This is a genomic window from Microbacterium petrolearium (assembly GCF_054782875.1).
Map to the genome: position 1 here is coordinate 67,377 of NZ_BAAGRQ010000013.1, position 15,573 is coordinate 82,949.

Consider the following 15,573-nt stretch of genomic DNA (forward strand, 5'->3'; position numbering starts at 1 on the left):
AGAGCTCAGAGCCAGGTGTTCCGGCGTCGCCACCACCACAGCAGCCCACCGACGATGACGACCGTGAGAGCGATCAGGGCGAGGATCCACCAGATGCTCTTGATCAGCTCGATTGTGAGGACGAGCAGGATCACGCCGCCGAACAGCAACAGGCAGGTCCTCCAGAACTTCTCCGCGAGCGAGCGCGGCCCGGTATCGTCCGGCATGTTTCACGCCCCTCATTCCTGAATCTCCGCCGCCGCTGCCGGGGCGTGGTTGGGTTGGTGGTCGGCAGGTACGGGGTATCCCCATTTCGCGAGCGAGATCGTGGCGTCGCACTCGTTTCCCCAGATGTCCCAGTGCTTGCTCGACGGTGCGGGACGACGAGCGAACAGTTCGAGGAATGGCCCGTCTCCGCCGACGAGTCGTTCGACGATGAGGTGGATTTCCTCGGGTTTGCGGCTGTGGGCCTGCAGGGCGTGCATGCCCCAGTTCGGCTGACCTTTGAACGCGACTTTCGTGCCCTTCCCACGTATGCCGAGGAGCAGCAGTTCCCCGGAGTTGCGGAACGTGTTGCCGAGCATGAGACGGGGCTTGGCCCAGAAGTAGAAGCTCGTGTACCTGTAGCCCCACGCTTCGAGGACCTTGATGCCCAGGGGAACGGTGGCGGTGGTGACCCACAGGAAGCAGAACGAGTTCTCCGCCATGATCTCCTGCATGGCCTCGCCCATCCCGAGGATGCGCTCATCGGTCATGAGGTCGTAGTGATTGACCGCGCCGAGGTCGCCTTTCTGCTGCAGCGACCACGGCGGATCGCACAGCGCCGCACGGAATGTCCCCGGCAGCGGCGTCTTGTCCGGCAGGTTGTGATTGATATGAATGCTCATACGCAGACTCCTCCTTTCAAGAGGTAAGAATTTGATGGATCGGCCCGCCAGCAGCAGTCGAGCTGGGCGGTGTCAGCGCCCATTACGCACCCCGGCGACCGAACCGTGAAGACAACACCGCAGCGCTCCGCCCCTCGATCCGACACAGCAGTGACCGAGGTAAGCCACGGCGGGCGGTGCGGTGAAAGCCGTCGTTGTGAAATAGGCAACGATGTACGCCTACTGATGGGCTACGAGCGAGGGAGATCGGTGCGCCCGGTCGTCAGAAACATCGCTCGCGTCAACGCCTTGGATACCTCATCACGCTCGGCCGCGAGATCATCGGCGAGGGACAGGATCGTCTGCCGGAGCTGCTCGGACTTCGCGTCCAGCTCCGCCTCAACCCGTGCACGACGACGCTCCTGCCACGCCTCGTACTCGTCCCACAACGCTTCGGACACGCACCACACAACCAAGGCGGTAATTGCGACAAGGAGAACGACTCCCGCGACCGTCGCGATCGCGGCGACCGCCTCCATTACAGCCCCCGAGCGATACGCTGGCCCGCGCCGATGGCGTATCCGGCGATGATCGCTTCATAGAACTGCGCCCCTGCAGGAGCAACCTTCATCTGCGCCTCCGCCTGCGCCACCAGCGTCGCGACATTCGTCATCGCCTGCGACGCCAGGAACGCGTGCCCCTGCTCCCGCACCGCCGCGATCTCCGTGGACGCAGCAACCTGCTCCACTTCACGCTTGGTCTGGCGCACGAGGCTTCCCGTGATCTTCTGCCCCTGCTGGGTCGTGTGCCCACCGAACAGCGGCACCACCTGATTGCTCGACATGTTGCATGTCCTTCCGGTTGAAGAGAACAGCCCCGGATTTTCCGGGACACTTTGACCGTAGAAACCCGCCCGAGGGCACTCTGAAACTCGGAATAAAGTTGGAAGCGAACACGGACGCGAGGCGGAGGTGATGGCGTGAGACTCGATGAAGACGATGTCGCCACCCTTCACCAGCAGCTCGCCTGGTTGACCAAGCGCGAGGGCTTCGTCCAACGTCGCCTCGCCCAGGCTGGGATCGTCGACGAACTCCTCCGCGGCTCCCTCGAGGACAGCTTCGAACGCCTCCGGCACCGCTTCATCTCCGCGATCCACACCCTGCCCGGCGAGCAAGCAGACCTGCTGCTCGACGTGTTCGCGCTCAGCCCCGACACACACCAGGTGCCCAAGCTGATGCAACGGCGACAGATCCACGGCGGCAAGATCGGACGGAAAGTCGACACCGTTCGCACGCGGGAGACCGCGGCGCTCAAGGCGTTGCACTCCCGTCTCGTCACTGGCCGCTACGCGCAGGCCCCGCTCGTGCTCGACGTGCCCGAGATGCACGGCGGCATCATCTACGAAGAGACCAGCACCCTCATCGTCGTCGAGAACAGACGCTGGCAAGCCACCTACGAGCACTACCGGTTCGCGAACATGGCAGGCGAACTCGACTACGTCACCATCGGCCGCTCCTATCCCGGCATCGTGACCCCGAGCAACAAGGGCGACTTCAAGGTCAACACCCGCCCGATCGACGGCGCGGGCTGGAACGACCACTTCTGGCACCTCAACACCGCCCGCACGGCGACCGAGCCGATGCAAGACCGAACACGCTACGACCTGCGCTTCCGCATCACCCCACCCGAAGACGGCAGCGAACCGGAGCCAGTGACTCTCGCCAGCCGCGCGCTCCACCACCGGTCACTGCTGTTCACGCTCCGTGTCGGGTTCATCGGGGACCAGCCCGCCAGCATCTGGAAGTTCGAGGGAGCCAGCCCGTTCGCCCGCCCGCACGCCGCCAACGAATACAACCGCGTCCAGCTCGACGCCCGCGGCACCGCGACCCTCACCCTGCGCGACGTCCACGGCGGCCTCTTCAACGGCTTCGCCTGGAACTGGGACGCCTGACCGAGGCCGCAGGGTCTTCTCGAAAACCGCCGGTCATGAGATAATCACAGGTAGATCGCAGCGCCCGGTCGACGCGACACATGCTCCCGGCTGCATCGCCCCTCAGGCTCATGCCGCGCATGGCACCCGACCGATGTCAGTGCCCGGCGCTACGGTAAGAGATGACCCTCAACGACAACTTAAGACGCGCCCCAGGCGCAGGAGACGAACCACATGGCACCGACCACCAAAGAAGGACAGCGCGCCGAACTACACAAGACCATCTGGCGCATCGCGAACGATCTGCGCGGCTCTGTCGACGGCTGGGACTTCAAGTCCTACGTGCTCGGAATGCTGTTCTACCGGTTCATCTCCGAGAACCTCACCGCCTACATCAACAAGAGCGAACGCGAAGCAGGCGACCCGAGCTTCGACTACGCCCAGCTCGGCGACGCACAAGCCGAGTTCGGACGCAAAGAGACCGTGGAGGAGAAGGGCTTCTACATCCTCCCGTCCGAGCTGTTCCAGAACGTCCGAAGGCGTGCCGCGAACGACGCGAACCTCAACGAGACCCTTGCGCGGGTCTTCAAGAACATTGAAGGCTCCGCTGTCGGCACCGACGCCGAGGACGACCTCAAAGGCTTGTTCGACGACCTCGACGTGAACAGTTCCAAGCTCGGCAACACCGTCGCGAAGCGGAACGAGAAGCTGGTGAAGCTGCTCGATGCGATTGGTGACCTGCCGCTGGGGAACTTCGAGGACAACTCCATCGACCTCTTCGGTGACGCCTACGAGTATTTGATGCAGATGTATGCCTCCAGCGCGGGCAAGTCCGGTGGCGAGTACTACACGCCGCAGGAGGTCTCCGAACTGCTTGCCCGCATCACCGTGGTCGGCAAGACCCAGGTGAACAAGGTCTACGACCCTGCTGTCGGTTCCGGATCGCTGCTGTTGAAGTTCGCGAAGGTGCTCGGCAAAGAGAACGTGCGCCAGGGATTCTACGGTCAGGAGATCAACCTGACCACCTACAACCTCGCCAGGATCAACATGTTCCTGCACGACGTGAACTACGAGAAGTTCAACATCGCGCACGGAGACACCCTCATCGACCCCGCGCACTGGGACGACGAACCGTTCGAGGCGATCGTCTCCAACCCGCCCTACTCGATCAAGTGGGATGGTGACGCGAACCCGCTGTTGATCAACGACCCGCGCTTCGCACCAGCCGGTGTGCTCGCACCGAAGTCCAAAGCTGATCTCGCGTTCACGATGCACATCCTGTCCTGGCTCGCCGTGAACGGCACCGCGGCGATCGTCGAGTTCCCCGGCGTGCTCTACCGAGGCGGCGCGGAACGGAAGATCCGCAAGTACCTCATCGACAACAACTATGTCGACGCCGTGATCCAGCTGCCGCCGGACCTGTTCTTCGGCACCACGATCGCGACCTGCATCATCGTGCTCAAGAAATCCAAGACCGACAACTCCGTGCTCTTCATCGACGCATCCGCCGAATTCAAACGCACCGGCAACAAAAACAAGCTCACCGAAGCCAACCAGCAGCACATCCTCGACACCTTCACCACCCGCGAAAGCGTCGACCACGTAGCCGCACTCGTGTCGAACGAAGACATCGCCGCCAACGACTACAACATCGCCGTGTCCTCCTACGTCGAGCAAGAAGACACCCGCGAAGTCATCGACATCACGGAACTGAACGCCGAGATCTCGCGCATCGTCGCCCGCCAGCAAGAACTCCGCGCCTCCATCGACGAGATCGTCGCCGACCTGGAGGGGACGAAGTGAGCCGCATCGACGAACTGATCGCGGAACTTGCTCCGGATGGTGTGAAATACCGCGCGCTTGCCAGTCTGGGGCGCAGAAACTCGGGCACGGCAATGACGGCCAGCAAGATGAAGACGATCCGATCGGAGAACGGGCCCGTCCGTATTTTCGCTGGCGGCCACACTATCGCTGACGTTGCGGAAGACGCTGTCCCGGCCAAAGACATCATTCGCGATCCAAGCATCATCGTGAAGTCGCGCGGACACATTGGATTCACGTTTTACGAACGCCCGTTCACCCATAAGGCGGAGCTCTGGTCCTACACGCTAACCGACCCGTCCATCGATCAGAAGTTTGTTTATTACTACTTGCTGACAAAGGTTGGTGAACTCCAGGATCTTGCTAGAGCGACGTCGGTGAAGCTCCCGCAACTTGGAGTCCGCGACACTGACACGTTACGAATCCCCGTGCCGCCTCTCGAGGTGCAGCGGGAGATCGTGCGAGTATTGGATCAGTTCACTCAGCTGGAAGCGGAGCTGGAAGCGGAGCTGGAAGCGGAGCTGGAAGCCCGACGACGGCAGTATGAGCACTATCGTCAACTTGCGATGTCGTTTGACAACTCGGTCCCACGCGTAGCGCTTGGTGATGTTGCTGAGGTCCGCAGCGGCTGGGGATTCCCTAATGCGCACCAAGGTCAAGAAGAGGGTGAGTACCCCTTCTACAAGGTTAGTGACATGAATCTGCTCGGGAACGAGACGGTAATGAGCATTGCCAACCATTACGTATCTGCCGAAGTGGCGAAGAAGTTGGGAGTGCGCCCTGCACCCGCGGGGACTGTCATCTTTCCTAAGATTGGCGCGGCTGTCGCGACGAATAAGAAGCGAGTGCTTTCCGTTCCTTCTGCCTATGACAACAACGTGATGGGTCTTGTGCCTACCGAGCGGGTGAGCTCGAGGTTTCTCTACCACTGGATGCAGACGTTCGACCTGAGCCGCCTGGCGAACGACTCGGGTGCAGTGCCATCAATCCGTAAGACTGAGGCAGAGAAAGTCCTCATTCCACTTCCCGACCTCGACACGCAGCGCAAAGTGGCCGGTCTTCTCGACAAGTTCGATGCGCTCGTCAATGATCTCAGCGTCGGACTTCCTGCTGAGCTTGCTGCGCGGCGTAAGCAGTATGAGTACTACCGTGACAAGCTGCTGACGTTCACGGAGGCTGCCTAAATGACGAGCCATCATGTGACAGTCGCGACCTTGGCCGACGAGGTATTACAGGACCTTGGCGATTCACGTAGCGCCCTGATCTACGCTCCGAACACGATCGGGAAGACTCGGCTGGCCCAGCACCTTAAGGAGCGAGATCCGGAGGGGGTGGTTCTTTACAACTCGTTTGTTGAGGACGTGTTCACCTGGGATAACGAGCGAGTTGTACTCAAGATGAACCCGACGTCAGAGCTACTAGAAACTATCGTGACTCAAGGTCTTGATAGTGCGATCATCGACAACTTTCAAGCTTTTACGAACGGCAGAATTGAGCCAAAGCTCGACTTCGAAAGCGGCGAGATTAGCTTTGGCATACACAAGGGTGATGATGATTCAGCGGACGGCATCAAGATATCTCGAGCTGAGGAGAGCATATTTGTCTGGAGTGTCTATTACTCTGTCTTGAGTGAAGCGATCGAGACGCTTCGCGACAGCCTCGAACTACGTTCTACGACTGACTACGATCAGCTAACTCTTGCGGTCATCGACGACCCCGTGTCGTCTATGGACGATGCGCGAATTGTATCAGTGGCGCTCGCGCTGTCGGAACTTATTAAACGAGCGTCAGCGATCGACTTGAAGTTCGTTATCGCCACCCACCACGCTCTTTTCTTTAACGTTCTGTTCAATGCGCTCCGCCGGAAGAAGAACCAAGCCTACGTTCTTCAGTATCATCCAGCTGAGGGATGGTCACTGAGAAGGCAATCGCACGACTCGCCTTTCAGCTACCACCTGGGGATTATCGAGGATATCCAAAGGGCGATCTCCGCGAATGAGGTGGAGCGAAGCCATTTCAACCAGTTCCGAGCACTGCTCGAGAAGACCGCCAATTTCCTTGGCTACACAGGCGGTTGGGGAGCTCTGCTGAGAGGACCTGATGCGGCCCTGCTGACGAAAGTCCTCAATCTATATAGCCATGACCGATTTGGTGATATCGATACCTCGGAGGTAGCGGCAGAGTACAAGCAAGCCTTCACGAACGAGTTTCAGGAGTTTCTGAAGACGTACAGATGGGCGGCAGCGGCATGAGTGACGCTACTCCCCGTAAGTATGATCCGATTGCTGTGTCGTCTGAGAGCACGGTTGTTGCTGAGTACATTCCTGACGTGGCTGGTGCTGGGTCGTATCAGTCGGAGGCGGAGCTTGAGCGTGAGCTGATCCGACTGCTTAAGTCGCAGGCGTACGAGTATCTGCCGATCACGTCAGAGGCGCAGCTGGTCGCGAATCTGCGCACCCAGCTTGAAGCTCTGAACTCGGTGTTGTTCTCTGACACGGAGTGGGAGCAGTTCTTTTCGGAGCGGATCGCTGGCGCGAACGATGGCATTGTTGAGAAGACGGTGCGTATCCAGGAGGATCACGTTCAGCTGTTGAAGCGTGATGACGGTTCGGTGAAGAACATCCTGCTGATCGATAAGCAGAACATTCACAACAACCGGCTGCAGGTGATTAACCAGTACGAGATCGACCAGGGCAGCGGTGGCTCTGCTCGCTCGAATCGTTATGACGTGACGGTACTCGTCAACGGCCTGCCGATGGTGCACATCGAGTTGAAGCGTCGCGGCGTTGACATCCGAGAGGCGTTCAACCAGATCGACCGCTACCAGCGCGACAGTTTCTGGGCAGGCTCTGGACTCTTCGAGTACGTGCAGTTGTTCGTGATCAGCAACGGCACGCTCACGAAGTACTACTCGAACACCACTCGTCGCCAGCACTTGAGTGAGGCGGCCGGGTCGACGCGGGTGCGGAAGACCTCGAACAGTTTCGAGTTCACGTCGTGGTGGGCGGATGCACAGAACAAGCCGATCCAAGATCTCTCGGCGTTTGCGAAGACGTTTTTCGCCAAGCATGCGCTGCTGAACATTCTGACGAAGTACTGCGTGCTCACGGCTGACCGGATGCTGCTGGTGATGCGTCCGTACCAGATCGTGGCGACCGAGCGGATTCTGCAGAAAGTCGATATCTCCACGAACTACAAGACCCTCGGCACTGTTGCCGCGGGTGGATACGTGTGGCACACCACCGGATCCGGTAAGACCCTGACCTCGTTCAAGGCCGCGCAGCTCGCGTCGAAGCTCCCGAGCGTCGACAAAGTGCTGTTCGTCGTTGACCGCAAAGACCTCGACTACCAGACGATGCGCGAGTACGACCGGTTCGAGAAGGGCGCGGCGAACTCCAACACCTCGACCGCGGTGCTCAAGAAGCAGCTCGAAGACCCGGGTGCGCGGATCATTATCACGACGATCCAGAAGCTCTCGACCTTTATCGCAGCGAACAAGGGGCATGCGATCTACGACGGGCATGTCGTGATCATCTTCGACGAGTGTCACCGGTCGCAGTTCGGCGACATGCACACCGCAATCACGAAGGCGTTCAAGCGCTACAACCTCTTCGGTTTCACTGGCACCCCGATCTTCGCGGCAAACTCCGGCAGCGGCGGGAACCCGCAACTGAAGACCACCGAGCAGGCGTTCGGCGAGAAGCTGCACACCTACACGATCGTCGATGCGATCACGGACAAGAACGTGCTGCCCTTCCGGATTGACTACGTCAACACGGTCAAGGTCGGCAACGTCATCGACAAGCAGGTCTCGGCGATCGACACCGAGAAGGCGCTCCTGGCCCCGGAGCGGATCAGTCAGATCGTGAAGTACACGCTCGAGCACTTTGACCAGAAGACCAAGCGTGCTGAGCACTACACGCTCGGGGAGCGCCGGGTGCGTGGTTTCAACGCGCTGTTCGCGACCGCATCTATCGAGGCCGCCCGCACGTACTACAACCACTTCCAGATCCAGCAAGAAGGCTTGCCATCCGATAAGCGGTTGAAGGTCGGTCTGATCTACTCCTACGGAGCGAACGATGCTGTCGAAGATGGCGCGCTCGATGAAGAGGGCTTCGACACCGGTGCGCTGAGCATGGATGCGCGGTCGTTCCTTGAGGATGCGATCCAGGACTACAACGACATGTTCGGCACGTCGTTTGACACCTCCGCCGACCGGTTCCAGAACTACTACAAGGACCTCTCGCTGAGGCTCAAGACCCGCGAGATCGATCTCGTCATCGTTGTGAACATGTTCCTCACCGGCTTCGACGCGACCACGATGAACACGCTGTTCGTCGACAAGAACCTGCGCGCGCACGGGCTGATCCAGGCGTACTCGCGCACGAACCGCATCCTCAACTCCGTGAAGACGTATGGCAACATCGTCAGCTTCCGCGACCTTGAAGAAGAGACCAACGACGCGATCGCACTGTTCGGCAACAAGGACGCTCGCGGTGTGGTGCTTCTCAAGCCGTACAGCGAGTACTACAACGACTACGCCGAGAAGGTCACCGAGCTGCTGAGCACCTTCCCACTCGGCGAGCCGATCATCGGCGAGGCCGCGCAGAAGGAGTTCATCCAGCTGTTCGGTGCGATCCTCCGCCTGCAGAACATCCTCACCTCGTTCGACGAGTTCGACGGCTCTGCACTGCTTACGGACCGGCAGGGTCAGGACTACCGCAGCGTCTACCTCGACCTGTATGCGGAGTTCCGCAAGGACAAGGACGCCGACAAGGAGCAGATCAACGACGACGTCGTCTTCGAGATCGAGCTGATCAAACAGGTCGAGATCAACGTCGACTACATCCTCATGCTCGTGCAGAAGTACCGCGACGAACGAGGCGACGGCGACGACAAGGAGATCCGCGCCGAGATCTCACGCGCCGTGGACGCCAGCCCGACCCTGCGCAACAAGAAAGACCTCATCGAAGACTTCGTTGACTCACTCTCCGTGGACGGCGAAATCGACCAGGAATGGCGAGCATTTATCGCAGCCAAGCGCGAGGCGGAGCTCGAGACGATCATCGCCGACGAGAATCTCCGCGCAGACGAGACCCGCGTCTTCGTCGAGACCGCCTTCCGCGACGGACAGATCCGCACCAGCGGCACCGCGATCACGAAGGTGCTACCGCCAGCTTCGAGGTTCTCCGCTGACGGTGGCCACGGCGAAAAGAAGCAACGCGTCATTCAGAAGCTCGGCGCCTTCTTCGAGCGGTTTTTCGGCTTGAGTTCGGGTGGGAGCGAGTAGTGAAAATTCAGTCGGTTCGTATTCGTAACTTTCGGTCGCTGAAGGATGTAACGATCGCCTTCGATAATGTCACTACCTTCATCGGGCCGAACGGCACCGGCAAATCAACAGTGCTCCGTGCTCTCGACTGGTACTTCAACGGCAAACCCGGGTCGTTGAGCGAGACGGACTGCTCGTTCGGAGCGACCGATGAAGACATCGAGGTGCAGGTAACCTTCCACGATTTGACCGAGAAAGACCGTGAGGCGTTGGGCAAGTACGCTCCAGCCGAGGCCGACACCTTCACCGCCTGGAAGCAGCGTCTCCCCAGCGGCGTGGAGGTCTTCTCGGCGAATGCAAAGGGCTTACCCGAGTTCAATGACATCAAGGCTGCAACGAGCGCCGCTGCGAAAAAGGAACTCTACGCAGAGCTCCGTCGAAACCGTTCGGATCTGGGGCTTCCCGCGGCGACGACGGGGACGGCGGTGGATCAAGCGATCACAGCCTGGGAAGCAGCGAACACCGCGCAATTGGTTGAGGCCCCAGAGGCGCTGCAGACCAACTTCTTCGGCTTCAACAGTGGTGGCAAGATGAGCGGACTGTTCGACTTTGTGCTTGTCACTGCTGATCTTCGCGCCAGCGAAGAGTCGCTCGACGGAAAGGCGAGCGTCATCGGACGCATCCTCGAGCGTTCTGTTGACCGCACTGCGGCCGACGAGGAGATCGCGACGATCGTTGAGGATGCCCGAGTTCGACAGCAACAGGTCTACGAGGACAAGTTCAAGGCGCAACTCGAAGTGATGACGGAGCAGCTCAACGAGGTCGTGACGTCGTACGCGCCGGGGCGAGCAGTCTCGGTCACACCCGCGGAAGTGGAACTCAAGGCTCCGCGGACGACGTTTGGTGTGTCGATCTTGGACGGCGAGACGGAGACTGCCGTCGAGCGTCAGGGGCATGGCTTCCAACGCACCCTGCTGATCTCTGCCTTGCAGTTGCTGGCGCAGTCTGGTGCGGCGTCGACGGAGGGCGTCATTTGCTTGGCGATCGAGGAGCCGGAGCTCTTCCAGCACCCGATCCAGGCTCAGACCTTCGCGAAGGTGCTGCGCTCCTTAGCGGAGGACGCTGATAAGCGGATTCAGGTGAGTTACGCCACCCACAGTCCGTACTTCCTGGAGGCGCGCCATTTCGACCAGGTACGCCGCCTCACGCGGTCAACCGATGACACTCCGGTCGTCACTGTGCACTCCGCAAACATCGCGGACGTGAAGGCAAAGCTCGCGGGAGTCGTCAAGGAGTCGGTCGTTGATCGCCAGCTCGACGGCATCGTGACGAATCAGCTCTCGGTTGCGCTGTTCGCTCACCGGGTTCTTCTTGTCGAAGGTGCCACGGAGTCCGCAGTGTTCTATGGCGTCGGCGACCGAGAACGAGTGAGTTCCTTGGAAGCTGCTGGCTTGTCAATCGTGCCGGTTGGCGGAAAGCAGTCGATCCCGCTGGTGCATGCCATCTTGACCGCCCTTGGGATTCCCACCTACGCGCTCTTTGACGCTGACGGCGGGTTCGAAGCGCGCGCTCAGGCGAATGATAAGGAGCAAGACAAGATCGATGAGGAGCGGGCTGGCCATGCCGCTGCCAACCGCTCTGCCCTCAAATACTTCGGGCGCACGGAGGAGGACTTCCCGACGGCAGTCGTTGCCGACAATGTTGCGATCTTCGATGATCATCTCGAAGCATTCCTCGGAGCTGCCTGGCCCGAATGGGTGACGGCGTGCGAAGCAGTCGAGGCGGCTTCGGGCATCAGCCTGTCGAAGAACCAGCTTGCCTATCGGGCAGCAACGCTCGAGGCGGCCGGTTCAGTTCCCTCGATGCTCACCGATATCTTGACGAAAGCAATGGAGGGTTGATCATGCATGAGATTAAGTGTCCACATTGCGGGAAGACGTTCACCATCGATGAGGCTGGGTATGCCGAAATCGTCAAGCAGGTGCGCGACAATGAGTTCGAGAAGCAGCTCCACGAGCGTCTCGAACTCGCCAACCAGGACAAGCAGAAGGCGCTGGAGTTGGCTGAAGCGAAGGCTGCGGCAGAGCTGCAGAGGGCAGCCTCTGCCAAAGACACTGAGATTCAGGCTCTAAAGGCCCAGCTCGACGCCGGTGACGTTCAGCAGCAGCTCGCCGTGAAGGAGGCGCTCGCGGCTGTCGAGAAGGAGCGCGATTCGCTCGCCGGAGAGCTGGAGAAGGCCAAACAAGAGAAGCAATCTGCCGTCGAGCTCACTGAAGCAAAGCTCGTCGCAGAACTGCAGAAGACGGCCTCGGCGAAAGACGCCGAGATTCAGGAGTTAAAGGCCAAGCTCGAGCGCATCGAAGTTTCTCAGAAGCTGGCGATCACCGAAGCAGTGAGTGCCGTAGAGAAGGAGCGCGACGACTTCAGGAGCGGTCTCGAGAAAGCCGAACTGGAGAAGCAGCTCGCGGAGAAGTCCCTCAGAGACAAGTACGAGACCCAGATCAAGGACCGCGATGACGCGATCGAGCGGCTGCGAGATATGAAGGCCAAGCTGTCGACCAAGATGGTCGGCGAAACACTCGAGCAGCACTGCGAGATCGAGTTCAACCGTATCCGTGCCACGGCCTTCCCCCGCGCCTACTTCGAGAAAGATAACGACGCGCGCACGGGGAGTAAGGGAGACTTCATCTTCCGCGACTACGACGAGTCGGGTACCGAGGTCGTATCGATCATGTTCGAGATGAAGAACGAGAGCGACACCACCGCCACCAAGAAGAAGAACGAGGACTTCCTCAAAGAGCTCGATAAGGATCGCACGGAGAAGGGGTGCGAGTATGGGATCCTCGTTTCCCTTCTGGAACCGGAGAGCGATCTTTACAACACGGGGATTGTGGACGTCTCGTATCGCTACCCGAAGATGTATGTAATCCGTCCCCAGTTCTTCATCCAGATGATTACTCTGCTGCGTGATGCAGCACTCAACGCGCTCGCCTACAAGAACGAGCTCGCACTGGTGAAGGCGCAGAACATCGATATCACGAACTTCGAGAATGAACTCGACGCTTTCAAAGCTGCGTTTGGCAAGAACTACGAACTAGCCGCACGACGGTTTCACTCCGCCATCGACGAGATTGACAAATCCATAGATCGGCTCCAAAAAGCGAAGGAAGCGCTCCTGGGCTCAGAGCGCAATCTGCGACTCGCGAATGATAAAGCTCAGGATGTGACTATCAAGAAGCTGACCAGGCGCAATCCGACGATGGCGGCCAAGTTCGCAGAGCTAGAAGTGTCAAAGAACGACGAAGGAGTCGATGAATGAACCGAGTGCCAGTAGTCAGTAGCAACGTGGCCGAGGTCGGCTACGACCCGGAGACGAAGACGCTGGAGGTCGCGTTTATCAAGGGCGGCCTCTATCAGTACCTCGGTGTTCCGGTCTCCGTCTACGAAGGGCTATTGGTTGCCCCGAGCGTTGGCCGTTACTTGGACGTCAACGTCAAGAAGGCTGGGTACTCAGTACGCAAGGTCGCCAGCTGAGCTGCAGTACTCATCCTGTGGGGGTACTGGGGGTGAGGCCAGTTAATCTTCATCGCTGGGTCGAGTTGCGAGTCGTTCTCCCCGCCGCACGAATTCGGTGCAGCACGGTGGTCGCGCTGAAACCGAGGTGCTCACCTACTTGTGTGAGAGAGAGGCCAGTTTCGTAAAGACGAATCATCTCGGTCACTTGCTCATCGCTTGGCGGCATGCGGCGCAGCGCAACTCCCCGACGCTTCAAGATTGCGCTGATCGTGACGCGATGGCAGCCGTACTCGGCAGCAAGTTCGTAGACCGTTTTCCCCGTCTCGTAGGCGCTGACGATCTGGCCGATCTTCTCGTCCGAGAGCCGCGGCTGCGTCGTGCGCTTGCGACGGCTGGTCGCCTGCGGAAGCTCGCGGGCTCGCTCGGTTGACAGGTGCTGGTGTGCCTTCCGCAGTTCGTTTGCATGCGAGGAGAACAGTCCCACGTAAGTTGAGAAAATCGAAACCTGCCCCGTCTGATGGCGGGGCAGTTTCGTGTTCGGGCCGGGATCGTCTGCGGTGCTGCTGCTGCCGGACGCGAGGACGCTGGCGGCAGGCTCTACCGGGACAAACGTGGTGTTCTCGTCCTCGTCCACGATGATCTGCTTGAACAGGGCACGGTTCAGGATGCGGCGTTCAGAAGGTTCGCACTTGCTGTAGAGGTCGCCGAGATCGGTGTGGATGTCGGTGATCTGGTCGAGGCCTCCGCGGGCGCTAGTGTATGAATCGGCCTGACTTTCGTTCCGTTCTTCAAGTAAGGATGGAACACGATGAACAGGAAGTACTCGCCGGAGATGCGTGAGCGGGCGTTGCGGATGCTCGCGGAGACGCGGCCGTCGCATCCGACGATGATGAGCGCGGTCCGGCATGTCGCCGGGCTGCTGGGGATGAGCCCGGAGACGCTGCGGTTGTGGCAGCGCCGCTACGAGGTCGACGCCGGGGTGAAGCCCGGGTTGACGACGGATGCGGCGGCGGCGATCAAGCGACTGCAGAAGGAGAACGCGGAGCTGCGCAGGGCCAATGAGATCCTCAAGGCTGCGAGCGTGTTTTTCGCGAAGGAGCTCGACCGCCCCTGACCGAGATGATCCGGTTCATCGATGAACATCGGGATCGTTTCGGGGTCGAGCTCATCTGCCGAGTGTTGCGCCCGGCAGTGCAGGGGTTCCTCACCTCCCGCGGCTATCGCGCCGCCGTCGGCCGCGCCCCGTCTGCCCGGCAGCTGAAGGACGAGCTTCTCGTCCCAGAGGTGGCCCGGCTGCATGCGGAGAACTACGGCGTCTACGGGCGGCGGAAGATGCACGCGCTGATGCGTCGGCAGGGGTGGCAGGTCGGCCGCGACCAGACCGAACGCCTCATGCGGCTCGCTGGGGTGCGTGGCGTCCGTAAGTCGAAGCGGGTGTTCACGACCCGCCCCGACAAGACGACCGTGCTGCCGAGTGATCTCGTGAACCGCCGCTTCACCGCGCCGGCGCCCCGGCGGCTCTGGGTCTGCGACGTCACCTACGTCGCGACCTGGAGTGGTTTCGCCTACGTCGCGTTCGTCACCGACGTCTATTCGAGGCGCATCGTCGGGTGGAACGTCGCGGCGACGCTGCGCTCGGAGATTCTGCCGTTGCAGGCCCTCGACATGGCCGCCTGGAACGTTGGCGGGCGTCTCGACGGACTCATTCATCACGCGGATCATGGGTCGAATTACACCGCGATGGTCTACACCGAGAGGATCGTCGAACTCGGCGCCGTCCCCTCGACCGGGACCGTTGGCGACTCGTTCGATAACGCGATGGCGGCGGCCGTGAACAACCTCTACAAGACCGAGCTGATCCGTCAGCGCGGCCCCTGGCGAACGGTTGAGCAGGTCGAGCTGGCGACTCTCGAGTGGGTGTGGTGGTGGAACAACTCCCGCCTCCACGGCGAGCTCGACATGCGCACCCCGGCAGAGGTTGAGGAGGCGTACTACGCTGACCAAGAATCAGGCCAGCCGGCACCTGCTGGACAAGCCTCCCGATAGGAACGAAAGTCAGGCCGATTCATTCTGGGGTGTGACACTTCTTGTAGACGGTCGTTACCAGGAAGGAACGACAGGCAGAGATGTCTACGAATCGCAGGAAGTTCACTGAGGAGTTCAAGGCCGACGCGGTCCAGCTCGTCGTGCAG

The 15,573-nt window shown here is 60.2% G+C and carries 14 protein-coding genes; 9 read left to right on the plus strand and 5 right to left on the minus strand.

Features of this window, described 5'->3' with window-relative positions; all coding sequences use genetic code 11:
* Nucleotides 1-5: 5 nt before the first annotated feature.
* From ACYVJ0_RS10855 to ACYVJ0_RS10870, 4 genes are all read right to left on the minus strand, one after another.
* Nucleotides 6-206 carry a hypothetical protein gene (locus tag ACYVJ0_RS10855; protein ID WP_188588086.1) on the minus strand — a complete coding sequence of 67 codons (201 nt, stop codon included), beginning with the start codon at nt 204-206 and terminating at the stop codon, nt 6-8.
* Between the two features lie 12 nt (nt 207-218).
* Nucleotides 219-866, minus strand: a complete 648-nt coding sequence (locus ACYVJ0_RS10860) for an MT-A70 family methyltransferase (protein ID WP_460817782.1) — start codon at nt 864-866, stop codon at nt 219-221.
* 230 nt (nt 867-1,096) lie between these two features.
* Entirely contained in the window at nt 1,097-1,384 is a 288-nt protein-coding gene (locus ACYVJ0_RS10865; protein ID WP_460817784.1) for a hypothetical protein, read from the minus strand.
* The gene (locus ACYVJ0_RS10870) at nt 1,384-1,689 is read right to left on the minus strand and encodes a hypothetical protein (RefSeq protein WP_460817786.1); all 306 of its coding nucleotides are present in this window, start codon (nt 1,687-1,689) and stop codon (nt 1,384-1,386) included. The genes ACYVJ0_RS10865 and ACYVJ0_RS10870 overlap by 1 nt, the downstream gene beginning before the upstream one ends.
* 135 nt (nt 1,690-1,824) lie before the next feature.
* Here ACYVJ0_RS10870 and ACYVJ0_RS10875 point away from each other — a divergent pair, with 135 nt between their 5' ends.
* The 8 genes from ACYVJ0_RS10875 (at nt 1,825) to ACYVJ0_RS10910 (ending at nt 13,399) form a co-directional block, all read left to right on the plus strand.
* Complete coding sequence (locus ACYVJ0_RS10875; protein ID WP_460817788.1) at nt 1,825-2,796, plus strand: hypothetical protein; 972 nt, start codon at nt 1,825-1,827, stop codon at nt 2,794-2,796.
* 213 nt (nt 2,797-3,009) lie between these two features.
* The gene (locus tag ACYVJ0_RS10880; RefSeq protein WP_460817790.1) at nt 3,010-4,578 is read left to right on the plus strand and encodes a type I restriction-modification system subunit M; all 1,569 of its coding nucleotides are present in this window, start codon (nt 3,010-3,012) and stop codon (nt 4,576-4,578) included.
* On the plus strand, nt 4,575-5,780 hold the full coding sequence (locus ACYVJ0_RS10885) for a restriction endonuclease subunit S (RefSeq protein WP_460817792.1): 1,206 nt from the start codon (nt 4,575-4,577) through the stop codon (nt 5,778-5,780). The genes ACYVJ0_RS10880 and ACYVJ0_RS10885 overlap by 4 nt, the downstream gene beginning before the upstream one ends.
* Complete coding sequence (locus tag ACYVJ0_RS10890; protein ID WP_460817794.1) at nt 5,781-6,848, plus strand: hypothetical protein; 1,068 nt, start codon at nt 5,781-5,783, stop codon at nt 6,846-6,848.
* Nucleotides 6,849-6,883: 35 nt separating this feature from the next.
* On the plus strand, nt 6,884-9,886 hold the full coding sequence (locus ACYVJ0_RS10895; RefSeq protein WP_460817796.1) for a type I restriction endonuclease subunit R: 3,003 nt from the start codon (nt 6,884-6,886) through the stop codon (nt 9,884-9,886).
* The gene (locus ACYVJ0_RS10900) at nt 9,886-11,766 is read left to right on the plus strand and encodes an ATP-dependent nuclease (protein WP_460817798.1); all 1,881 of its coding nucleotides are present in this window, start codon (nt 9,886-9,888) and stop codon (nt 11,764-11,766) included. Before ACYVJ0_RS10895 ends, ACYVJ0_RS10900 begins: the two co-directional genes overlap by 1 nt.
* A gap of 2 nt (nt 11,767-11,768) precedes the next feature.
* Entirely contained in the window at nt 11,769-13,184 is a 1,416-nt protein-coding gene (locus ACYVJ0_RS10905) for a DUF2130 domain-containing protein (RefSeq protein ID WP_460817800.1), read from the plus strand.
* A gap of 26 nt (nt 13,185-13,210) precedes the next feature.
* Nucleotides 13,211-13,399, plus strand: coding sequence for a KTSC domain-containing protein (locus tag ACYVJ0_RS10910; protein WP_460817802.1), 189 nt, complete (start codon nt 13,211-13,213; stop codon nt 13,397-13,399).
* A gap of 49 nt (nt 13,400-13,448) precedes the next feature.
* Here the strand turns inward: ACYVJ0_RS10910 and ACYVJ0_RS10915 are convergent, their stop codons facing one another.
* A complete protein-coding gene (locus ACYVJ0_RS10915) occupies nt 13,449-14,015 on the minus strand; it encodes a hypothetical protein (RefSeq protein ID WP_460817804.1) in 567 nt (188 codons plus the stop codon).
* Nucleotides 14,016-14,189: 174 nt separating this feature from the next.
* Between ACYVJ0_RS10915 and ACYVJ0_RS10920 the strand changes: the two genes are divergently transcribed.
* A protein-coding gene (locus ACYVJ0_RS10920) for an IS3 family transposase (protein WP_460817806.1) occupies nt 14,190-15,427 on the plus strand; the annotation gives its coding sequence in 2 pieces (ribosomal slippage) (nt 14,190-14,469 and nt 14,469-15,427; 1,239 coding nt in all).
* The last annotated feature ends 146 nt before the right edge of the window (nt 15,428-15,573 follow it).

Coding starts and splice junctions, on each gene's coding strand:
- ACYVJ0_RS10855 (WP_188588086.1), bottom strand. CDS start 206: ATGCCGGACGATACCGGGCCGCGCTCGCTCGCGGAGAAGTTCTGGAGG.
- ACYVJ0_RS10860 (WP_460817782.1), bottom strand. CDS start 866: ATGAGCATTCATATCAATCACAACCTGCCGGACAAGACGCCGCTGCCG.
- ACYVJ0_RS10865 (WP_460817784.1), bottom strand. CDS start 1,384: ATGGAGGCGGTCGCCGCGATCGCGACGGTCGCGGGAGTCGTTCTCCTT.
- ACYVJ0_RS10870 (WP_460817786.1), bottom strand. CDS start 1,689: ATGTCGAGCAATCAGGTGGTGCCGCTGTTCGGTGGGCACACGACCCAG.
- ACYVJ0_RS10880 (WP_460817790.1), top strand. CDS start 3,010: ATGGCACCGACCACCAAAGAAGGACAGCGCGCCGAACTACACAAGACC.
- ACYVJ0_RS10890 (WP_460817794.1), top strand. CDS start 5,781: ATGACGAGCCATCATGTGACAGTCGCGACCTTGGCCGACGAGGTATTA.
- ACYVJ0_RS10905 (WP_460817800.1), top strand. CDS start 11,769: ATGCATGAGATTAAGTGTCCACATTGCGGGAAGACGTTCACCATCGAT.